The sequence below is a fragment of the Beduinella massiliensis genome, assembly GCF_900199405.1.
Lineage (GTDB): Bacteria > Bacillota > Clostridia > Christensenellales > Aristaeellaceae > Beduinella > Beduinella massiliensis.
The window spans coordinates 2,106,981-2,128,643 of record NZ_LT963430.1; the positions used below are offsets into that span (position 1 = coordinate 2,106,981).

At 61.1% G+C, this 21,663-nt stretch carries 15 protein-coding genes; 14 read left to right on the forward strand and 1 reads right to left on the reverse strand.

What is annotated here, in order from left to right; all coding sequences use genetic code 11:
• Positions 1-91 precede the first annotated feature (91 nt).
• The 14 genes from C1725_RS10325 (at position 92) to C1725_RS10390 (ending at position 13,893) form a co-directional block, all read left to right on the forward strand.
• On the forward strand, positions 92-1,159 hold the full coding sequence (locus tag C1725_RS10325; protein ID WP_346026560.1) for a M24 family metallopeptidase: 1,068 nt from the start codon (positions 92-94) through the stop codon (positions 1,157-1,159).
• Positions 1,160-1,223: 64 nt separating this feature from the next.
• The gene (gene efp / locus C1725_RS10330; RefSeq protein ID WP_102411529.1) at positions 1,224-1,781 is read left to right on the forward strand and encodes an elongation factor P; all 558 of its coding nucleotides are present in this window, start codon (positions 1,224-1,226) and stop codon (positions 1,779-1,781) included.
• A 41-nt stretch (positions 1,782-1,822) separates the two neighbouring features.
• A complete protein-coding gene (locus C1725_RS10335; protein ID WP_102411530.1) occupies positions 1,823-2,293 on the forward strand; it encodes a CD1247 N-terminal domain-containing protein in 471 nt (156 codons plus the stop codon).
• Between the two features lie 147 nt (positions 2,294-2,440).
• Complete coding sequence (locus tag C1725_RS10340) at positions 2,441-3,691, forward strand: VanW family protein (RefSeq protein ID WP_346026561.1); 1,251 nt, start codon at positions 2,441-2,443, stop codon at positions 3,689-3,691.
• Positions 3,692-3,699: 8 nt separating this feature from the next.
• A complete protein-coding gene (locus C1725_RS10345; RefSeq protein WP_346026562.1) occupies positions 3,700-4,677 on the forward strand; it encodes a VanW family protein in 978 nt (325 codons plus the stop codon).
• Between the two features lies 1 nt (position 4,678).
• Complete coding sequence (gene surE / locus C1725_RS10350; protein WP_346026563.1) at positions 4,679-5,422, forward strand: 5'/3'-nucleotidase SurE; 744 nt, start codon at positions 4,679-4,681, stop codon at positions 5,420-5,422.
• A 78-nt stretch (positions 5,423-5,500) separates the two neighbouring features.
• A complete protein-coding gene (locus C1725_RS10355) occupies positions 5,501-6,367 on the forward strand; it encodes an SIS domain-containing protein (protein ID WP_102411534.1) in 867 nt (288 codons plus the stop codon).
• Positions 6,330-7,601, forward strand: coding sequence for an aminoacetone oxidase family FAD-binding enzyme (locus tag C1725_RS10360; RefSeq protein WP_102411535.1), 1,272 nt, complete (start codon positions 6,330-6,332; stop codon positions 7,599-7,601). The genes C1725_RS10355 and C1725_RS10360 overlap by 38 nt, the downstream gene beginning before the upstream one ends.
• 47 nt (positions 7,602-7,648) lie before the next feature.
• A complete protein-coding gene (locus C1725_RS10365) occupies positions 7,649-9,091 on the forward strand; it encodes an FAD-dependent oxidoreductase (RefSeq protein ID WP_102411536.1) in 1,443 nt (480 codons plus the stop codon).
• The gene (locus C1725_RS10370) at positions 9,088-10,335 is read left to right on the forward strand and encodes an FAD-dependent oxidoreductase (protein WP_102411537.1); all 1,248 of its coding nucleotides are present in this window, start codon (positions 9,088-9,090) and stop codon (positions 10,333-10,335) included. The genes C1725_RS10365 and C1725_RS10370 overlap by 4 nt, the downstream gene beginning before the upstream one ends.
• A 3-nt stretch (positions 10,336-10,338) precedes the next feature.
• The gene (locus tag C1725_RS10375; protein WP_102411538.1) at positions 10,339-10,701 is read left to right on the forward strand and encodes a DUF1667 domain-containing protein; all 363 of its coding nucleotides are present in this window, start codon (positions 10,339-10,341) and stop codon (positions 10,699-10,701) included.
• Positions 10,702-10,854: 153 nt separating this feature from the next.
• Complete coding sequence (locus tag C1725_RS10380) at positions 10,855-12,513, forward strand: nucleoside kinase (RefSeq protein ID WP_346026564.1); 1,659 nt, start codon at positions 10,855-10,857, stop codon at positions 12,511-12,513.
• A gap of 94 nt (positions 12,514-12,607) precedes the next feature.
• Positions 12,608-13,207, forward strand: coding sequence for a YhcN/YlaJ family sporulation lipoprotein (locus C1725_RS10385; protein ID WP_102411540.1), 600 nt, complete (start codon positions 12,608-12,610; stop codon positions 13,205-13,207).
• 107 nt (positions 13,208-13,314) lie between these two features.
• Entirely contained in the window at positions 13,315-13,893 is a 579-nt protein-coding gene (locus C1725_RS10390) for a DUF6512 family protein (protein ID WP_102411541.1), read from the forward strand.
• Here C1725_RS10390 and C1725_RS10395 read toward each other — a convergent pair.
• Positions 13,888-21,660, reverse strand: a complete 7,773-nt coding sequence (locus C1725_RS10395; RefSeq protein WP_102411542.1) for a GH36-type glycosyl hydrolase domain-containing protein — start codon at positions 21,658-21,660, stop codon at positions 13,888-13,890. The two genes, C1725_RS10390 and C1725_RS10395, sit on opposite strands and share 6 nt — an antisense overlap.
• Between the last annotated feature and the right edge of the window lie 3 nt (positions 21,661-21,663).

Consider the following 21,663-nt stretch of genomic DNA (forward strand, 5'->3'; position numbering starts at 1 on the left):
AAGAACTTGAATAATGGCGTTTTTTATGCTAAAATATTTTGCGCATATGGGCGCGGCGCATGCTGCGTTCTATTTTGAAGGAAGTGGAGAAATGAACGCACGTTGCGAGGCGCTTTTGCGGCTGCTGCCCGACGGAGCACAGGCCGCGCTGATCAGCAGCGCCCCCAATATCCGCTATTTGAGCGGCTACACGGGCGAGGGCATCGCGGTCGTTGCCGGCGGCAGGGCGGCGATCGTCACGGACTTTCGCTACACCGAACAGGCGCAGCGGCAGGCCCCGTCGTTTGAAGTATACGAAATCGCGTCAGGTGAGGCCCACGAGACGGTCGCTTTCCGCCTGCTTTCGGAAAAGGCGGTGCGGTGCCTGGCGGTGGAGGAGGACGTGCTGACGGTCGAGCAGTACAAAAAGCTGCAGGACGTCATGCCGGAAATGAACCTCGTATCCTTGGCAGGTATGACGCAGCGCCTGCGCCGGATCAAGGATTCGGGGGAGATCGAGGCGCTTTCCCGTGCCAACAAGCTGACGAGCGATTGCTTTGAGCACATGTGCTCCTTCATTCGTGAAGGGATGACCGAGCGGGAAATCGCGCTGGAAATGGATTTCTGGATGCTGCGCAACGGCTCCGAGGGCGTATCATTTGATACGATTGTAGCGTCCGGGCCGAATGGCTCCCTCTGTCACGCGATTCCTTCCGACCGGAAGGTCTGCCGGGGCGACTTCATTACCATGGATTTCGGCGCCGTGACCGGTGGATATCATGCTGACATGACGCGCACGGTTGCGGTCGGTTCGGTCTCGCCGGAGCTTCGTCGCATGTACGACACCGTTCTGCGCGCGCAGCTCGCTTCGCTTGAGGCGATCCGCCCGGGCGTACGCTGCAGCGACGTGGATGCGGTCGCCCGGGCCATCATCGATGAGGCGGGCTATGCGGGCCGTTTCGGGCATGGCCTTGGACACAGCACGGGCCTTGAAATTCACGAGGAACCGCGCTTCAGCCGCCTTTGCGGCGACATCGTCGAGCCAGGCATGGTCATCACCGTGGAGCCCGGAATTTACGTGCCCGGCGTCGGCGGCGTCCGCATCGAGGACAGTGTCGCTGTCACGGAATCGGGCGTGCGCATCCTGACCCCTGCGACAAAGGAATTGGTCACGCTTTAAGCGGGCTATTCGCCTTTTTCATCCTTTAAACACCATACGAAAAAGAATACGGAGGGATTTTTACATGATTACGGCAGGAGATTTCCGCAAGGGTATTACGATTGAATGGGACGGCGGCGTCTGGAACATCGTCGACTTCCAGCACGTGAAGCCGGGCAAGGGCGCGGCGTTCGTCCGCACCAAGATCAAGAACATCATGACGGGCGCGGTGGTGGAGCGTTCCTTCAACCCGACCGACAAGATGCCGCGCGCGATCATCGAGACCAAGGAAATGAACTACGTCTATAACGACGGTGGGCTGTACTACTTCATGGACAACGAGACCTTTGAGCAGATCCCGCTGACGCAGGATCAGGTAGAGGACGCGGTTCGCTTCGTCAAGGAAGGCGAAAACGTCACGGTTCGCTTCTTCAAGGGCAAGGCGTTCTCCGTCGAAGCACCGAACTTCGTGACGCTTGAGGTCACTCAGACCGAACCCGGATTCAAGGGCGATACCGCGTCCAACACCTACAAGCCCGCGACGTTGGAGACGGGCTATACGCTGCAGGTGCCGCTGTTCATCAACATCGGCGACAAGATCCGCGTGGATACCCGCGTGGGCGAGTATATGGAGCGCGCGTAATCGCGCGTGGTGCCGCCAAGTGCGGACAGGAGGAATGGACGATGAGCCAGATCACGGATCGCGCGGCCTATTTGAGAGGCCTGGCGGAGGGAATGGGAATCAACGCCGACACGAAGGAGGGGAAGCTCCTTCTGGCGATGGTGGATGCATATGCGCTGGTAGCTGAAAAGATGGAGCAGGCAGAAGAAGCGCACAAGGAGCTCGAGGAGTACGTCGAGGATATCGACGAGGACCTGAGCGAGATGGAAAACGCGCTCTTCGGCGACGAGGAAGACGAGGAGTGTTCCTGCGGTCATCACCATCATCTGGACGATGAAGAAGACGAAGAGGAAGACGACGAAGAGGACGATGACGACGGGCTGATTGAGTACGACTGCCCGAACTGCGGCACGAGCATCTACTTCGACGAGACGGCTTTTGACCTGGAGGAGGAGCATCTGTGCCCCAACTGCGGTAAGCCCGTCTTCGGGGAACTCCCGCCGGAGGATGGCGATCCAACCGACGAGGAATAAATTCAGCGTCCAGCCGGAAAATCACGGGATGATTTTCCGGCTTTTTTTCGTCAGTTTTCGGGAGTATTCTTTGCGGTTGCGGGAACCCCGGTACACATGTTATAATGACTGCAAATGTCCATTGCGGGGAGGAGGAACTTCTTTATCATGACCAAACGGCTGATTGCACTTTTTTTGCTTCTTCTTTTCGCATTTCCGCTCTGCTCTTTCGCGGAAGATGAGGAAATCGATATTCTTTACACCGGCGTCGTTACGAAGAACATGACCGTGCGCAAGACGAAATCCACGTCCGCCAAAAAGCTGGAAAGCGTAGAAAAGGACGAATCGGTCGATATTCTGGAGCTGGGTGACCAGTGGTTCAAGGTCGTAAAAAACGGCGAGGTAGGCTATATCCTGGCGCGCAATGTCATCAAGATTCAGGCGGCCAGGGAAGGCGTCGAGGTGCCGATGAAGTATTTTTACGAGGAATTCATCGACGTCTACACCGCGAAGGCAAAAAAGGATCTATCTGTGCGTCAGGCGCCCTCCAAGGAAGCCAAGATGGTCGCGACCGTTTATGAGGACGAGGAAATCATCGTCAGCAGCGTAGGCGAGACCTGGGCGCACGTGAAAAAAGGCAACAAGACGGGCTACGTGCTCAGCGAATTTCTGAATCGCTTCCGCGCTATCGATCCGTATCTGGGCCTGATTCCCGGAGCGGTCTGGTACCCCTACGCGGCGAAGGCCGTGGGCGATGTACAGATTTTAAACGCCGAAAACCCGGACGAAGTCTTCTTAACGATGCCGGAGGGATCGATCGTCTGCGTGAACGAGCCGGACGCCAGGGGGAACATGCTGCTTCCCTATCTCAGGACGACCGGCATGATCGCCGCGGGCTCGCGCATCACGCTGGAGCCGGTGAAGACCTGGGACGCCGCTCAACCCGGTGACCTGATCGGCGTCTTCGCGACTTTTTACGAAGCGGGCGACCGGAGCGAACTGGGCGTCGGACGCGTGCACAACATGCGCGAGGGCGTGCAGCGACTTCAGGACGTCGTCATCAAGGAAGGCGAAAACTTCTCCTTCAACGATTACTGCGCGCCGTACAGCGCCAGAAACGGCTACGAGCTGGGGCCCATTATCAACTACGTGAGTTCAAAAAAGACGGGCTACGGCGGAGGCATCTGCCAGGTTTCCACGACGCTTTATAACGTCCTCCTGCAGATTCCGGCGAAGATCGTCAAGGAGCAGCCGCACAGCTCGTACGGGATCGATTACGCGCCCATCGATTTTGACGCGGCCGTCGGGCAGGGGAACATCGATCTGCGTTTTCAAAACATGCTGCCGTACGACATTCGGATGGCGCTTCAGCTTACGGACGGCGTCGTGACGGTCATGATCTATCGGGCGGACGCATGATGAAAACCATGAAAAAATTATTCATTTTGCTTTGCATTGCGCTCATGCTGCTGCCCGCGACGGCGCTGGGCGAGGAAGAGGCCCTTTACACGGGCATCATCGGAAAGGACCTGAACGTATACGCGCGCGGCAGCGAGGAAGCGAATGTGTTGGGGCGCATCGAGGCCGGTACGATCGTGGACGTATATGAGAAGATGCGCACCTTTACGAAGATCGACTACGAGGGTCAGGTCGGTTACGTGCTCACCAAGTTCACCGAGCGGGTGCAGCGAAAGGACCCCTTTGTGGGCCCCATGCCCGGCACCTCCTCCTACGTCGCCGTCGGTCGCGTGACGCGCGGCGTCAGCTTCAGGCCGGAGGAGTACCGGTATGCCGTCAACGTCAGCGAGGGCGCATACGTTGCGGTAAAGAAGATCGCCGACGGTCGCGCGTACTTTGAATACCGCCGCGAGGAGGACGACCAGTCGGTGCGCGCGGACGCATTGGAATTGACCTACTTCGTCCCGTGGCAGGAGGCGCAGCCCGGCGACCTGCTTTACGCCTTTACGACCTACTATTCAACCGGGCGCTCTGAAAAGAACGTAGGGCGGATGTACAACATCGATCTGGCGGCGAAGCTGCTGACGCATATCGTGATCAGACCGGACGATGTCTTTTCCTTCAACGCCATCTGCGGCCCCTATGAAAAGGAAACGGGCTACAAGCTTGCCCCGATCCTTTCAGGCGACAGCAGCATGGGATACGGAGGAGGCACCTGTCAGGTCTGCACGACGGTGTACAACATCGTGCTGCGCATCCCTACATTCATCGAGGAAATGCACTGGCACGGCCAAGGCGGCGTCAAGTACATCCCAGCGGGCTTCGACGCGACCGTCGGCAGCCGCTCGGATATGAAGTTCAGAAACATCCTGCCGTATGCACTCCGGCTGGAATTTGAAGCGAAAGACGGTGTCATGACGGCGTTCATGTACCGCAATGAGGAATAGTATGCACGTATTGATTGCAAACGACGATGGCATTGGCGCCTGCGGCATCAAAGCCCTTGCACAGGCTTTCATCGACGCCGGACACCGCGTGACGGTCGCGGCCCCGGACACGCAGCGCAGCGCTGCCAGCCACAGCATCACGATGTTCCGCCCGCTGATGGCGCGTCCCGTGGAATGGCCCGGCGCCATGGCCTGGTCGATCGACGGTACCCCGGCGGACTGCGTAAAGCTCGCGCTGGACAAACTGACCGGCCCGGTGGACGTCGTCGTTTCCGGCATCAACGACGGCTATAATATCGGCACGGACGTGCACTACAGTGGCACGGTCGCCGCCGCAATGGAGGGAGCTTTTGCGGGATTTCCTGCAATTGCCGTTTCCGTCCCGTTTGGCAGGCACGACCTGTGCGCTGCCGCGGCGCAGACTGCATTGAAGGCCGCGGACCGGCTTTATGCAAAGCAGCTTTTGCCGATGACGGTGCTGAACATCAACCTGCCGGACGTACAGTTGGGGGCGACCCGCGGCGAGCGCGCGGCGGAATTGTCCCGGCTTCGCTATGACGGCGCGTATCTGGAGCAGGAGAATCCGCGCGTCGGGAAATATTACTGGTTGGTTGGCGGGGCGGCGGACGAACAGGAAGCCGGAGAAAACGACGTCACATTGCTGCGCAAGGGCTTCATCACCTACACCGTGCTGAATTTTGATTGGACGTCGCGCGGGGCGGCAGAGCGGTTTTTGCAGGAATAAGCGGGTTATGCTTGCAAATCAGCGGTGAATTTGATAGAATGTCAAAAGCGATCAAATTTGCAGCATGGAGTGAAGAAAATGCAGGACATGCAGGATTTAATCCGCCGTCTCAATCAATCCGGCAAGCGTCTGAGCAAGGGCCATCGACGGATTGCGGAATATATTGTGGAGCATTACGACAAGGCCGTCTTCATGACCGCTTCCCGCCTGGGCGAGAAGGTCGGCGTCAGCGAATCGACGGTCGTGCGTTTTGCCTCGGCGCTGGGTTACGAAGGGTATCCGCAGCTTCAGCGGGCGCTTCAGGAACTGGTGCGCCATCGGCTGACAGCGGTACAGCGCTTTGAAATGGCCTCTGACATCGATCAGTCGGAGGTGTTGCGCACGGTGCTGCGCGCGGACATGCAAAACATCCGTACGACGATCGAGGACATCGACACCGTAGCCTTCGACGACGTGGTGGATCGTATCCTGAGCGCACGCAATATCTACGTGATGGGCGTGCGCGCGGCTGCGCCGCTCGCGCAGTTTCTGGGCTATTATCTGAACTTTATCTTCGACAACGTCCGCATCGTGGGCGAAAGTGCGATCGACGTATTCGAGCAGATTTCGCGCGTCAACGAAGAGGACATGCTGATCGGCATCAGCTTTCCGCGCTATTCGACGCGCACGCTCGAAGCGATGACGTTCGCCAAGGCGCGCGGCGCGCAGGTCGTCGCCCTCACGGACGGGCCGATGTCGCCGCTGCATTCCGCCTCGACGATTTGTCTGACCGCACGTACCGATATGGCCTCCTTCGTCGATTCGCTGGCCGCGCCGCTGTCGGTAATCAACGCGTTGGTGGTAGCGGTCGGCCTGAGAAGGCGCGACGACTTGTCGGAGCATTTCCGGCTGATGGAAGGAATTTGGGATGAATATCGAGTCTACCTCGGCAAAGACCGTGCGTGAAGTCGCCGTCATCGGCGGCGGACCTGCGGGCATGATCGCGGCGCTCACGGCTGCGCGGGAGGGTGCGCAGGTCACGCTGCTTGAGTGCAACGAAAAGCTGGGCAAAAAGCTGTATATCACAGGAAAAGGACGTTGCAACGTCACGAATATCGCGGATTTCGAGGAATTTTTTGCGCAGGTTCCTCGAAATCCACGTTTTTTGAACGCAGCGGTGCGCCGGTTCTCCGCACAGGATCTGGTCGCGCTGCTCGAGTCGCTGGGGGTTGCGACCGTGGTTCAGCGCGGCGGACGCGTATTTCCCGAGAGCGAAAAGGCGAGCGATGTCACACGCGCGCTGGAACGCGCGCTGCGCGCGGCGGGCGTTCGGGTGCGGCTCGGCTGCCGCGTGCAGACGATTTTGCAGGGGGATGGCATCGTCCACGGCGTGCTGCTCGAAGACGGAACGGAGCTTCCCGCGCAGAGCGTAGTCGTCGCGACGGGCGGCGTGTCGTATCCGTCCACCGGCTCCACCGGAGATGGGTACCGCTTTGCAGAGGATCTTGGACACCGTATCGTTCCGCCGCGGCCGTCCCTCGTAGGCATGGTGACAAAGGCGCAGTGGCCTCGCGAATTGCAGGGGCTTGCGCTTAAAAATGTGCGGCTCAGTGCGCGCCTTGGCAAAAAGAAGCTGTACGACGAATTGGGCGAGATGCTCTTTACGCACTTTGGCGTGTCCGGTCCGCTGGTAATCGAGCTCTCGAGCCACATGACCGATTTGGAGCCGGCCGGCGTAGAGGTGCGGATCGACTTGAAGCCGGGTCTTGCGCCCGAACAGCTCGACAAACGCATTCAGCGCGATTTTGAAAGCATGCAGCGCAAGCAGCTCGGAAGCGTCCTTTGCGGTCTGCTGCCGCAGCGTCTGGCCTTGATTTTTCCTTCTCTTGTGGGCATGTCTCTGGAAATGCCCGTGCATCAGGTAACGCGGCCTCAGCGCCAAACGCTCGTGGAGGCGCTCAAGGCGCTTCCGCTCGAAATCGAGCGCATGCGGCCGGTAGAGGAAGCGATTGTCACGCGCGGGGGCGTGGACGTAAAGGAAGTCGTCCCCGGCACGATGGCCTCCAAACGCATAAAAGGACTCTACTTTGCGGGCGAAGTGTTGGATGTGGACGCCCATACGGGCGGGTTTAACCTGCAAATCGCTTTTTCTACGGGCGTACTCGCAGGACAGGCTGCAGCGCAGTCGCAGGGATTGTAACGCCGGACGGCGTTATACATATGAAACCAGGAAAGCGGGGAAACGACATGCGGTACGATGTGGTCATCGTCGGCGGCGGTGTGACCGGCTGTGCGATCGCCAGGGAGCTTTCGCGCTACGCAGCACGGACGGTGCTCGTAGAGGCGGCGGAGGACGTCGCCATGGGCTCCTCCAAGGCAAACAGCGCGATCGTCCACGCAGGATATGACTGTGAGCCAGGCAGCGTCATGGCACGGGTGAACGTCCGCGGCAACGCGCTGTTTACGAAGTGGTGTGAGGAGTTGGACGTTCCCTTAGGGCGCTGCGGCTCGCTCGTCGTCGGCTTCGACGAGGCGGATCGCGCGCAAATCGAGCGGCTCTATGCTCAGGGCGTTCAAAACGGCGTGCCGGATATGGAAATCGTGGACGGCGGCAGGGCGCGTGAACTGGAGCCCTCGCTGTCTGAAGCAGTTACCTGCGCGCTCTACGCGCAGACAGGGGGAATCACCTGCCCTTACGAGCTGACCATCGCGTGCAGCGAAAATGCGCGCGCAAACGGCGTCGAGTTTAAGCTGAACGCGCCCGTCACGGCCATCGAAAGGCTGGCGGACGGCGGATTTGCGTTGACCTGCGGGGACGAGCGGATAGAAGCCAACTACGTCGTCAACGCGGCGGGACTTTTTGCCGACGACATCGCACGCATGGCGGGGGACGATTCCTTCTCCATATCGCCCAGGAAGGGCGAGTACCTGCTGATGGACAGAAACGCCTGCCGTACGTTCAAGGTCGTCTTTCAGACCCCTTCGAGGATGGGCAAGGGCGTGCTCGTGAGTCCGACGGTGGACGGCAACATCTTCGCAGGTCCCACGGCGGTAGACCAGACGGACAAGCGCGACACAGAGGTGACGCAGGCGGGAATCGACGCCCTGCGCCGTCAGGCGATCCGGTCCGTGCCCGCGCTCGACTTTCGTTCGGTCATCACGTCGTTCGCCGGGCTTCGGGCCATTCCCTCTACGGGGGATTTCATCCTCCGGGCGAGCGAGCGAGCGCCGCATATGGTACACGCGGCTGGCATCTGCTCTCCGGGCCTTTCCAGCGCACCCGCTATCGCGGAGGAAATTACAGACCTGCTCCGGGCGCAGGGCCTGACGCTGAAAGAAAACCGCACGTTTGAGCCGAGGCGCAGCCACATCGCGGCTTTCCGCAGGATGACGCGCGAGCAGCAGGCGGCGGCCATCGCAGAAAACCCGCTGTACGGACGCATCATCTGCCGCTGCGAAACGGTGACCGAGGCCGAAATCGTCGAGGCGATCCGGCGCGGAGCGCGCTCCGTGGACGGCGTAAAGCGCCGCACGCGCGCAGGCATGGGGCGATGCCAGGGTGGCTTTTGCTCCCCGCGCGTGATGGACATCCTATCGCGCGAGTTGGGGCTTCCGATGGATGAAATCACAAAATTTGGCGGGAAATCCAACCTGGTCGTCGGCAAACTCAAGGAGGTGAAGCGCGCATGAACCGCAAGGTAGACGTGGTCGTCATCGGCGGCGGACCCGCCGGGCTGGCGGCAGCGCTTCAGGCACACGAGGCGGGCGTCAGCGTGCTCGTGCTGGAGCGCGACAAGGAGCCTGGCGGCATTTTGCAGCAGTGCATCCACAACGGCTTTGGACTTCATTACTTTGGGGAGGAATTGACGGGGCCCGAATACGCGGGACGTTTTATCGATAAAGTAAAGGAAAGCGGCATCGAGGTTCTGACGGAGACGATGGTGCTCGAGTTTACAGAGGATCGCCGCGTCTATGCGGTGAGCGCGCAGCAGGGTCTGCTCGAAATCGAGGCTGAAGCGATCGTGCTGGCGATGGGTTGCCGTGAGCGCACGCGCGGGGCGCTGAGCATCCCCGGCGCACGTCCGGCAGGCGTGTTTACGGCGGGCTGCGCGCAGCGGCTCACCAACATGGAAGGCTATATGCCCGGCAGGCAGGTCGTCATCCTGGGTTCGGGTGACATCGGGCTGATCATGGCGCGCCGCATGACGTGGGAAGGCGCGAAGGTGATGGCGGTCTGCGAGCTCATGCCGTATTCAAGCGGCCTGAACCGCAACATCGTGCAGTGCCTGGTGGATAACGACATCCCATTGAAGTTCAACCACACCGTCGTGCGCGTCCACGGGCGCGAGCGCGTCGAGGCCGTGACCATCAGCGCTGTGGACGAAAAGACGAAGCGCCCGATTCCGGGCACGGAAGAGACCATTCCCTGCGATACGCTGCTTCTCTCCGTAGGGCTTCTCCCGGAGAACGAGCTGACGCGCGAGGCGGGCGTGGAGATGGATCGCGTCACGTCGGGCGCAGTGGTCGACGAGGGCCGTCAGACGAGCCTCGCAGGCGTGTTTGCCTGCGGCAACGTGCTGCACGTGCACGACCTGGTGGACAACGTAAGCCACGAGGCGGAGTTGGCCGGCCGCAGTGCGGCAGCTTTCGTTCGGAATTCCCGCCCCGCGCAGCGTGCGCACCGCGTCGTCGCGGAGGGCGGCGTGCGCTACGCCGTGCCGCAGGTGCTGTCGAGCGAAGCCACCGGAAAGGTGGATCTGTATTTCCGCGTCGGCGAGGTATACCGGGGCGCCGCGCTCGTGATCAGGAGCGGAGACAGGGAACTGCTGCGGCGCAAAAAGCCGATCATGACGCCGGGCGAAATGGAAAAGGTGACGATCGACGTAACCGATCTGGCGGACGACGTCCACCTGTCGATCGTGACGGAGGGTTAAGCGATGACGAAGGAAATGATCTGCATCTCATGCCCGATGGGCTGCCAGCTGAAGGTGACGCAAGACGCGGACGGTCAGGTGACGGTCGTGGGAAATACCTGCAGGCGCGGCGAAACCTACGGCCGTCAGGAGATGACCTGCCCGATGCGCGTGGTCACTTCGCTCGTCCGCCTGGAGGGCGGCGTGCGTCCGGTCTGCTCGTGCAAGACGCATGCGCCAATACCCAAGGCAAAAATTCCGCAGGTTTTGGAAGCGATCGCGGCTGTCCGCGCGAGGGCGCCACTTCACCGCGGGGACGTGCTCATTGAAGACGTCTGCGGTACGGGCGCAAACGTCGTGGCGACCTCGGATATCCCGGCTCGGTAAGGACAAGCTAAAAGGACGGACGCTGGTGCGCCCGCCCTTTCTTCATTCGTGGGCAAAATGAAGAAGGAAGCGCAAAACCGGCGCATTCTTCGGCAGGAAAATGTGAAAAAATACAGAAATAATATAAGAATCGCACAAAAAGGGGGAAGCAAAATGGCGGAAAGGATTCGCCTTCATATAAATGGTCTGGCGGTCGAATGCGTGGTCGGCATGAGCATGCAGGAAATTCTCCATTTGTACATGCCGCAGGCGGAGGAAAAGACAATCGCCGTGCGTGTAGGCGGAACGGTAAAGGGCCTGCGCTGGCAGCCGCAAAAGGACTGCGACTGCGTGCTGGTCAACTACGAAGACGAAGAGGGCCGCCGCGTCTATGAGCGCTCCGCACGATTCATCTTCCTCATGGCGGTGAAGGACGTGATGCCAGGCGCGCACGTGCGGATCGAAAACAGCGCAGGCTACGGCGTATACGCGGTGGTCACGGGCGATGCCGCGCTGTCAGGCCTTCGCGTGCGACGCATCGAACAGCGTATGCGTGAGATCGTCGCCGCAGATCTTCCATTTGTTCGCACGCGCGTCTCGCGCGAGGAAGCAATGGCTTACTTTGAGGAGGACGGCCAGAAGGACAAGGTGCGTCTTCTGGCGTATCGTCCCTATACCTATTTTGACCTGTACGACTGCGGCGGCATGAAGGAATATTTTTATGGAGAAATGCTCCCTTCTACGGGGTATGTGCGCCACTTTTCCCTGCAATTCTACCTTCCCGGCGTCGTCATTCAGCTGCCCGCGCCCGCGCAGCCGACCCGGACCGCGCCCTTCGTGGAGCGTCCCAAGCTGCAGCGCGCGTTTGCCGAGGCTGCTCAATGGGGAAAAATCCTTTCCTGCAGCAACGCGGCGGATCTGAACGACCTGATCGAAAGCGGCAAAATCCGCGAATTTATTCGGGTGAACGAAGCGCTGCAGGAAAAGTGTATCGCCGACGCGGCCGATCGAATTGCGGAAAAGGGCGCGCGCCTCGTGCTGATCGCAGGCCCTTCTTCGTCGGGCAAGACGACGTTCGCGCGGCGCCTGATGATTCAGCTTCGACTGAGCGGCCTGCATCCCGTCTCCATCTCGCTGGACAATTACTATCTGGATCGGGATAAGGTACCGCTGGACGAGGCGGGGAAGCCCGACCTGGAGTGTCTGGAATCGCTGGACGTACCGCTCTTTAACGACCAGCTGGTTCGCCTGCTTCAGGGAGAAGAGGTCGAGGTCCCGGAGTTTTCCTTTAAATCCAAACAGCGCAAGCCGCAGGGGAATCTGCTTTGCGTGCGCGAGGATCAGCCAATCATCGTGGAGGGTATCCATGGGCTGAACAGGCAGCTTACGGAGGACGTGCCCAGCAAGCTGAAGTACAAGATTTACATCAGCGCGTTGACCCAGCTCAACCTGGACGATCACAACCGCATCCGCACCACGGACGTCCGTCTGCTGCGCCGCCTGGTGCGCGATTACCAGTTCCGCCATTCGCCCGTGGAGCGCACGATGGATATGTGGGATTCCGTACGCGCGGGAGAAGAGAAGCACATCTTTCCGTTTCAGGAAGAGGCGGATTTGATGTTTAACTCGTCGCTCTACTACGAGCTCGCCATCCTCAAAAAATATGCGTACCCGCTGCTCGAGGCCGTTACGGAGGACAGCCGCTGGTATACGCGCGTGGTGCGCATGATAAAATTCCTGAATTACTTCAAGACTGCGGACGTCGAGGACGAAATACCGCCTACTTCAATTCTGCGCGAGTTCATCGGCGGGTGCACCTTCTACATGGAATGACGCGCAATAACAAAAAAAGCTACCTGTGTTTTTCGCTTTTTCGGTTTGCTTTTCGCCCGCCTGCGCACAATACCCGTGAGGAGGCGAATGAGCTTTGAAAAAGACAATCCTAGTACTCTTGAGCGCCTTGTTGGTTGTATCCCTGGCTGGCTGCGCGAGCAATACGACGCCGACGCCGTCTCCCTCGCCGATCACAACGACAGCGGCGCCGACGCAAGAAGCGACGGTTGAACCCACGACCATGCCGACGGAAGCTCCGACGATTGCGCCTGACACGACGCTGCCCATGACGGACATGCCTGAGGCCGGCACGAGCGCTGAACCGACCGCGCCTGCGGCCAGCGGCACGATGAGCGACGAGGACGCCATGACGGTGGCTAAGAAGGTCAGCGACGAGGTGCAGCGGCTCAGCGAAATCAAGAAGGCGACGACGCTGGTAGTCGGCGATACGGCCTTAATCGGCGTGGAGTTTGACGCCCAATATAAGGGCGAGATGACCACGCGGATTAAGGATATGGTCGCTAACCGCGCCAAGGCGGCGGACAAGCGCATCCAGAACGTATCCGTCACGGCGGATCCGGACCTGCTGACGCGCGTTCAAGACCTGGGCAAGAAACTGGACGGCGGCTCCGTCATTTCGGACATCACGACAGAATTTACGGAAATTGTCAACCGCATCGCGCCGGTGGGTTAAGCGCGGTATCGAAAAAGGACGGTTTGTACCGCCCTTTTTTCTTTTGGTTTCGGTCATGCGCAAGCAGGGATGCAGCATACGCTCGGGGTACAAAGGAGCGGATGCAAATGGATTTGACGGGACGCGTACGCCGGTGGAACCGTGGCGGCTTCATCATTCTGTTCTTCGTGGGGACGCTTTGGCACTTTCTGTTTAACCTGTCGGGGCATTTTCCGCTCGTCGGCGCGTTTGCACCGGTAAACGAGAGCATTTGGGAGCACGGAAAAATTTTGCTATGGCCCATCACCCTCTGGTGGTTGTTGGGCATGGCGCTGATCCGGCCCATGCGCGCCGCCTGGCCCCAGGGTGATGTGGACGTGGAGCGGAGGCAGGCGCGCTGGCTGCTCGGAGCCTGCACGGCCGCATTGACAGCGCTCGCGGTGATGATCGCCGGGTATTATACGTATACCGGTGCGCTGGGGCTGCATGCGCTCTGGGCGGACATCCTTCTTTTCACGATCAGCCTCGGTGCGGGCCAGGCCGTGGGCCTGCGCGTCTTTGCGAGGGGGACGCGCAGGCGCTCCGTCCGGGTCTGGACGGCGACCTTGTTGGCGGTTCTGCTGATTTTGAGCGTCGTCTTCACGTTCTGCACGCCGCGTCTGCCGCTCTTTCAGTGCCCGGTGACGCTTACCTACGGGCTGTCATAAGCCCTCCACCGCGATAGGGAAGACCGCCTGATGATCCTTACCGTCCGCCTCAAGCGTGATCCAGCCGTCAGGAAGGGGGGCTCCGTCCAGCCGCGCCTCTGCTGCGCTGCGCTCGGCGCGCAGCGTATAGGCGCTGCCCTCAAAACGATAGACGATTTCAAAGCTGTCCCAATCTGCGGGCAGCGTCGGATTCAGGCGAATCTGGCCCGCACGCTTTTCAAAGCCCAGCAGTACGTAGACGCCCGCGACGTAGATCCAGGCCGCGGAGCCCGTATACCACGTCCAGCCCCCACGTCCCATCTGTTGTTCGCTCGCATAGATGTCCGCCGCGCTGACGTAAGGCTCCACGCGATAGCGCGCGGCCTTCTCCGGCGTATCCGCGTGCGTGTAGGGCAGCAGCATGCGAAAAATTTCCCACGCCTCTTCCACGCGCCCCAGCTTACGCAGGGCAGGCACGGCCCATGCGGCGCCGTGCGTGTACTGGCCGCCGTTTTCCCGAACGCCGGGCAGATAACCCTTGATATATCCCGGCTCCAGGTCGGTATCGTCAAAGGCCGGTGCGAGCAGTCGGATGATGCCGTGTTCCCGGTCGACGAGCTGCGAGAGCACGGCGTCCATCGCCTGATTCGCGCGCTTCTCCGGCGCGCCCGCGATCACGGCCCAGCACTGGGCGATACAGTCAATGCGGCACGCATCGCTTCCGGCGCTGCCCAGCGCTGTCCCGTCGTCCATATAGGCTCGCCGGTACCATGCGCCGTCCCAGCCCTGCTCGTCTGCGGCGCGCAGGGCATCGTCCGCGAGGCGGAGCAGCTCCTCCTGCACAGGCGGTTCGCACAGAGGCGCGAAGACGCGTGCGGTATAGCTGAAAAACCAACCGAGCCAGACGCTTTCTCCCTTTCCCTCGATGCCGACGCGATTCATGGCGTCGTTCCAGTCGCCGGTACCGATGAGCGGAATGCCGTGCGCGCCGAAGGATACGCGGCGAATGGCGCGCAAACAGTGATCGAGCAGCGGCGCGGCGTCCCGCGAGGGAACCGCCTCGCCGTAAAAGTCCTCGCTTCCGGCGGGGATTTCTACATTTTGAAGGTAAGCAATTCGCTCGTTTAGGACCGAGGTGTCGCCAGTTGCCGCGACGTAGGAGGCGGTGACGAAAGGCAAAAACAGCAGGTCGTCCGTCATATGTGTGCGCACACCGCGCGCGGGCGGGTGCCACCAGTGCTGCACGTCGCCGTCCTCGAACTGGTGCGCGGCGCAGAGCATCAGATGCGCTCGTACGCTCCCGGGATCCGTGTAGAGGAGCACCAGCATGTCCTGAAGTTGGTCGCGAAAACCCGTCGCGCCGCCCGCTTGATAAAAACCAGCCTTCGCGTACAGGCGCGAAGCGATCGTCTGATAGGGAAGCCAGCGTCCCAGCGCGGCGTTCAAAACCGCATCCGGCGTTCGCAGGCAAAGGACGCTTAAGCGCTCATTCCAGCGCTCCAGCGCTTGCCGCTCACGCACGGGTATTTCCGGTGCAGACAGTTCGCTTACCAACGCGGCAGCTTCCTCAGGTGTACCGGCATGGCCAATGCAGAACGTGACGTTCTGCCCGCCGCCGTTCGCGAGCTTCACGGAGCAGGCAAGCTGCGCCGTAGGTAAAAAGGGCAGCGGGCCGCCGGGCGCGGAAGAACTAAGCGTTCCATCCAGCCAGGGGGCGGACAGATGTGCGTCCTTGCCGCCCACGACCGCCGCAAACGTGACGCCCGGCATGCAGGGACTCTCCAGATAAAGCGCGTTTTCCTGCGTTCGCGCGCGGATCAGCGTCTTTCGATCGCCCGTCGTATCCAAAATAAAATCGACAGATAGCGAGACGGTCAGCTTTGCGGTTCGACCGGTCTGGTTTTGCAGCGATAGGGAAATAAACTGCACCGGTCGTTCGGCGTCCACAAACAGACTTACGGTTTGCACGGCATCAAGATAGACGCACTCCCATCGTGCACGGCCAGGGGTGTAGGTGACGCGCAGCGCGTCTTGCAGGGGCGACAGCTTATTTCCGCGCGCTTCGTCGACCAGGACAAGCCGCAGACCGGATCGATCGACGACCGGGTCATTGCTGAAAGGCGTCAGCCGTCCGTCATGGCTGCTCGAGGCGTAGGTGAGGTCGATTCCCCGCTCGGTGGCAATACACCCCATCTTCGGATTGGAAAGAAGGAGGCACCAGGGCGCGGGCGTGGGGCTTTGTCTGTCGATGACGTACGCGCCGTACGGATCAAAGCCGCCAAACCCATTGTCGCAAAGAAGCGCCGCACGCGGCAGAGCTCCTTTCGGCGCGGGCGGAAGGGGACGCGCCGTCTCAGGCATCCCCCTGAGCGCCTTGAGCTGTGCGCCCAAGGTGTCCTGGCCGCCATAAAACGTCAGGCAGGACATCGATAGCAGCAACACCCGAAGCGATTCTGAAACATTTCCCTCTTCGAGCACGTAGACGCCGCCCGGTTTATGGATCAGGTCGCGCGCATGGCCGCAGGCGATCATGCTGTTCAGCATGTCGCGTGCGGGTTCGCCGTAATCCCCCTTGCCAGGGCAGAGAAAGACAAGATCGGCCCAGATTCCCCATTGACGCCAAGCTTCGTGCAGTTTGAGCGCCATGCGGCACAGCGCCTGATCTGCCGTGCCTGTTGCCTGAACAGTGACGATCGGCAGATCGCCGGAAATACCCAGCGCCCAGATTTCCTCGCGCGCAAGCGTGTTCTTCTGCGCAACGGTCAGCTGGTCGGGGTTTTGCCCGCCATAGATCGCATAGGTAGCCGCGCGCTGCACAATATTCTGTGCGCCAGGATCGAGCGCGAGGTAGTCTGCGCTCACCTGTGCCTGAATCCGGGCGAGCGCCTGTGCACGCAGGCAGGCCTCCACGCCGTCGTACTGAGCGGCGCGCGCAGCGGCAGCCCCGGCGTCCGGCTGCGCGCCTGTCGCGTAGGCGAGCGTGCAGCCTTCTCCCGGCTCGAGGAACAGGTCCGTCAGCAGCGCGACGCAGGGATCGACGACCGCCCCGACGCTCCGTTTCGGAGCACCAGACAGCATCGCCGGGCGCTCTAGTGCGTCATTTTCGCGTCCGAGAAATGCCCCTCGATCGCTGATTTCGATAAACGAGGCATCCGGAATGCTGCATACGGCGGTGTGAAAGAGCGCAGGCGTGTCCTCGTCGCGGTTGCGGGCGCGGCGGGAGGCGACGAGCGTACCGGACATCGGGGTTGACGTCTCGACGAACAGCTTTACGAATGCCGGGTGAGCCTCATCCGCACGCTGCGAGCACAGCGCGACCTCCATATAGCTGGATACACGTAGCTTACGCGCCGCTTTGCCTGTATTCCTGATTTCGAGCACGTGCACCGCCGTTCCGTCCAACGGGCCGACGCAGCAGGTAAGCGTGGTTTCCACCCCATTTTTCGCCTGGGTATAGACCGCGCTCCCTGTCTCAAAGCGAATTTCGCCTTCAGAGCCTACGCAGCCTGCCTGAAAAATCCGCTCTTCGTCGCGGACGTAAAACCGTATGCCGTAGCCTGGCGCAAAGGGATCCGAGCGAAAGCGGGAAAGCATGTAGCCGCCGCTCTTCAGCATGCCGCCGCCGCGCGCATCGCACACGAGCGTGGTGCCCTCGCCGTAGAGAACCTGGGCGTCGAGCGGAAGCGCGCTCGACGAGGCCTTGCGCGAGGCGAAGGAGGAGCGCGGCGTGGGCCTGTTTTCACCGCGGACGGCGCGCCTGTGAAAGCGGAGGGAACGGCGTTGGGGGATTCGCTCTTCCAGGAGCAGGGAATAGGCCGACACGTCCAGCCGCTCGCTGAAGAGCCGCACCAGCACGTCGTCCATGAGCGCGTTGCACATCGCGCACAGCGCCATGCCCTGATGATGCGCCATATGGCTCTGGACGAGGGCAAAGCCGCCGTCCTGCTCAACGGAGTAGTCCGCCGCTTCATAAAAGCCGAGCTCGCCAAGCCAGCCCAGTGCTTCCATCTGCATGAGGTTCTGCGCGGCGGCGTGCGGACGCACGCACAGCGCGAGCGCCGCGGCATAGGGCGCGATGACGTGACGGGCGGTTTCGCTTCGCAGTGCGAGCTGCGGCAGACCGAAGGCGTGGTATTGATAGTTCAGCGCGGGATCGAACTGATAATGGCCCGACTCCGAAATCCCCCATGGCGTCCTGGGGCACGCGGCGATCTGCTCGGCCACCGCTTGCAGGCACGCCTCATGCAGAAGCGTTTCCGGCGTGAGGCGCATCAGCAGGGCGGGCATCAGATATTCAAACATTGTCCCGCTCCACGAGGCGAGCGTAACGCCCCCTCGCGTCTTCACGAGCGAGCGGCCCAGGCTCTTCCAATGGTGCATAGGTACCTGCGCGGTTGCGACCGACAAAAAGCTGAGCAGACGGGATTCAGAGGCCAACAGGTCGTAGTGCGTCGGCTTCGGGCCTTCTGCCGCGTCGGGTTGGATGCCGACGTAGAAGAGCTCACACCCGGAATCGTACAGAGCATTTAAATCCATCTCGTCAAACAGCGATTCAAGCTCTTGTACGAGCGGCCGAAAGCCTGGGTCAAACCGCGAAAGGTCCGCACGCAGCGCCTGCGCGCAGCACAGCAGACAGGCGGCCAGGTTTCCGCTGTCCACACTGGAAACGTAAGCGGGATTTAGGACGTCGAGGGTCTTCGTGTCGTACCAGTTGTATAGGTGCCCGTTCCACTTTTTCAGCTGTCTGAGCGTTCCCACCGTCTTTTCCACGCGCGCGGCCATTTCGTCCGGCTCCAGAAAGCCAAGATACCGCGCGGCAACGCAGGAAAGCAGGTAGAGCCCGATGTTCGTCGGGGACGTCCTGTGCGCTTCCCCGCGTTCCGGGACAACTTGCAGGTTGTCGATGGGCAGGAAGTGCTCTTCCTCCGTCACCGTGCGCTCAAAAAAGGCCCAAGTCTTCTGCGCGTATAAAAGAAGCGATTCCTTTTCATCGGCGCCGAGCGGAATGCGCTCGTGCAGCGGAGAATTGAGCCATCGAGAAATCGCGGGCAGGCAAAGCCAGGACAGGCCAAGGGGCAGGGCGAGCCAGAAATAGACGACGTTTGCCGCGCCGAAGAAGAGCAGCAGGCCACCGCAGACCCTTGATAAGGCGTAATGCTCTGGCTTGTCCTTCGCCTTCTCCGCGTCGTGCGCCGTCACCCAGTCCAGCAATCCGCGATGCGACACGTATAGCCGATAGAGGCTCCGTATAGCCGCATCCGTCTGCACAAGCGCCTGGTGCGCGATAAGCGCCGTCTGCACGAACGCCGCGCGCAGCCCTTCACGAGAAGGGGAAAGCAGCAGGCCAAGGCTGGGGAGCAGCAGGGCGTAGGCGAGCGCTGCGCCGCTCGAGACGAGCATGCCCAGCAGCAGAAGCAATCCCTGCGCAGCCGGAATAAGGCTGCGGCGCAAATTGTCGTATATTTTGAAACGCGAAAGGAGGTCGAGCGGATTCTTCTGCTTTCCGAGCGGCGTATGAATCTTCGGCATCAGGTAGCTTACGATCTGCCAGTCCCCGCGCGTCCACCTGTGCAGCCGCAGAAAGTAGGCGCGCAGGGTAGCGGGCTGTCCGTCATAGAAAACCTCGTTTTCTGCGAACGCCGCACGGGAAAACTCGCCTTCCAGCAGGTCGTGCGAGAGCACGGTGCCCGGCTGGATGAAGGGCTCTGTCGCCTGCACAAAACGTTCGACGTCATAAATGCCCTTTCCGGCGAAGCTGCCTCGCCCGGCGATGTCCTGATATACGTCCGAGACGGCACTCACGTAGGGGTCCACTCCGCCGGGCCCGCCGAAGACGCGGCACAGATGGGTGGTTACGCGGTGCGCAGCCTGCTCCATCCGCGGCTGTATGAGCGCGCAGCCGCGCCTGCGTCCGTCGCGCTCGCAGGGCCGCATCAGCGGATGGGTAATCATGCCGACGAGGCGCAGCGCGCTTCCGGGCGGCATGATCGTATCGCTGTCCAGCGTGATGACCTGACGAAAACGTCCCTTCAGCCAGGTCGGGTCAAACGATGCGGCTGTAAAAGCGTCTCTCGTTTCACCCGTCAGGATCAGCCGGTTGAGCGTTTCCAGCGCGCCGCGCTTGCGTTCGCGCCCCATGAAGCGCTTCTGCGCGTCGTTCCATGTGCGGGCACGGTGTAAATATAGGAAGGTATCTCCCTGTCCGAGCGCGCGGATGCCCTCCATGCAGGCTTTCGTGATGTCCTCATCCTCGATTTCCTGCGCCGCGTCGCTGTCCCGAAAGTCCGCGAGCAGAAGGTAGGAGAGCCGCCTGTCGTCGTTGCCCTTTTGCAGGACGGCGAGGTGACGGATCATGTAGAGCGCCTGCTCCCTGCTGGAAAGAAGCGTGGGGACGACGACGAGCGTACGCAGCGATTCCGGAAGCGTCTCGTATTCCATGCACGGAAGCGGCTTTGCGGGCACGTTGCGTCGAACCCAAAGGGAGATTATTTCCTGTGCGCCGGCGGTAGAAACGATCAGCGCGGGAAGCAGCAGCAATGGGGATGGACGGCTCAGGCAAAAGAGAGCAAAGAAAAGCAGCGAACACAGAACGTGGGCGAGCGGGTACAGGATGCCCGCGTGCCTGTGCAAGAACAGCCGCACGCGTACGCGCAGGGGCGCGCTGCCCAGCCGTTCCCACAGCTCATATTCGCCCGCGTCCAGCAGGTAAAAGCCCACGTGCTGAGAAAGGGAATCCGCACCTTCCGTTCCGTGCGCCTGTGCGCATTCGAGCGCGCAGCGCGCGATAAGCCCTTCGGAGTAGATGCTGGCCCTGGCAAAGCGGGACACCTGCGTGCGGTAAAGCGCGCGGGTAGCGGCGTCCATCCGTTCGTAGACCCCGGACGGGTCCTCCCGCAGCAGCATTTCGACGGGAGAGAGCGATTCCAACAGCGGATCCCAATCGATAAGCCCCATCGCGCGAAGGCTCGTGATAGCGCTGGACAGGGCCTGCCGTTCCTGCGTCTGGCGCATATGCTCCGCCTCGACGATGCGTTGGGCGGTCTGATCGAGCGCGTCCAGCCGGCGGTCGATCATCTGCAGCGCCTCGGCGTTGCCCTGTTCGCGCAGGCATTTCAGCAGGTGCTCCCAAAACGTGCAGTCTTCCGGCGCGCGGCGCAGGGCACGGTTACTGAGCGTATGAGCGGCGTTTTCCGCCGCAAGGCGCTGTCTCTGGGCGGCCAGACATTCCTCCGCGAGACTTGATATGCGAAAAATCAACGCGGCGCGCAGGGCGAGCGGGAGGGTAAAAAGCTCTGAGAGCCACAGAGGGCTTATCTCCTGCCAGGCGGACACAGCTTCCCTCAGCATGCCTGTATCCACGTGCGCGCCCGTATGGCTGAGATACTCGCGCGCGAAGTCCATAATCCGGGGACGCCGCCCCCAAAGCGGCAGGGACCGAACCCCTTTCAGATCATACAGCAGGGCCAGAGATGCGTCCTCTAAAAGCCGCCCATTGTCTAAAAGCCACTGCGCGCCGGGGAGCAGGGCGTCTGAACCGCCCGCCGCGAGCGCGTCAAGCTCCTCGAGCGCCCGTCGAAGCGCGCGCACGCGCGGACGAAGGCCACGTATCCGGCCTAAACCGCGTACGTGTCCCGCAGCGGCGATACGCTTTAAGTGCGCGCAAAGCGAAGCAGGGCTGAGCTCCTCCTCGCAGTCCGGCTTATTGGGTTGGGCGTGCGCCACGGCTGCACAGAGGAACAGGAGGCTAAATAGCGCCGCGAAGGCGGCGATCAGGCTCAAGAACGTCATGAC

What these genes read in the sequence shown, in the direction of transcription:
- C1725_RS10325 (WP_346026560.1), top strand. Translation starts at nt 92, where the DNA reads ATGAACGCACGTTGCGAGGCGCTTTTGCGGCTGCTGCCCGACGGAGCA.
- efp (WP_102411529.1), top strand. Translation starts at nt 1,224, where the DNA reads ATGATTACGGCAGGAGATTTCCGCAAGGGTATTACGATTGAATGGGAC.
- C1725_RS10335 (WP_102411530.1), top strand. Translation starts at nt 1,823, where the DNA reads ATGAGCCAGATCACGGATCGCGCGGCCTATTTGAGAGGCCTGGCGGAG.
- C1725_RS10340 (WP_346026561.1), top strand. Translation starts at nt 2,441, where the DNA reads ATGACCAAACGGCTGATTGCACTTTTTTTGCTTCTTCTTTTCGCATTT.
- C1725_RS10345 (WP_346026562.1), top strand. Translation starts at nt 3,700, where the DNA reads ATGAAAAAATTATTCATTTTGCTTTGCATTGCGCTCATGCTGCTGCCC.
- surE (WP_346026563.1), top strand. Translation starts at nt 4,679, where the DNA reads ATGCACGTATTGATTGCAAACGACGATGGCATTGGCGCCTGCGGCATC.
- C1725_RS10355 (WP_102411534.1), top strand. Translation starts at nt 5,501, where the DNA reads ATGCAGGACATGCAGGATTTAATCCGCCGTCTCAATCAATCCGGCAAG.
- C1725_RS10360 (WP_102411535.1), top strand. Translation starts at nt 6,330, where the DNA reads ATGAATATCGAGTCTACCTCGGCAAAGACCGTGCGTGAAGTCGCCGTC.
- C1725_RS10365 (WP_102411536.1), top strand. Translation starts at nt 7,649, where the DNA reads ATGCGGTACGATGTGGTCATCGTCGGCGGCGGTGTGACCGGCTGTGCG.
- C1725_RS10370 (WP_102411537.1), top strand. Translation starts at nt 9,088, where the DNA reads ATGAACCGCAAGGTAGACGTGGTCGTCATCGGCGGCGGACCCGCCGGG.
- C1725_RS10375 (WP_102411538.1), top strand. Translation starts at nt 10,339, where the DNA reads ATGACGAAGGAAATGATCTGCATCTCATGCCCGATGGGCTGCCAGCTG.
- C1725_RS10380 (WP_346026564.1), top strand. Translation starts at nt 10,855, where the DNA reads ATGGCGGAAAGGATTCGCCTTCATATAAATGGTCTGGCGGTCGAATGC.
- C1725_RS10390 (WP_102411541.1), top strand. Translation starts at nt 13,315, where the DNA reads ATGGATTTGACGGGACGCGTACGCCGGTGGAACCGTGGCGGCTTCATC.
- C1725_RS10395 (WP_102411542.1), bottom strand. Translation starts at nt 21,660, where the DNA reads ATGACGTTCTTGAGCCTGATCGCCGCCTTCGCGGCGCTATTTAGCCTC.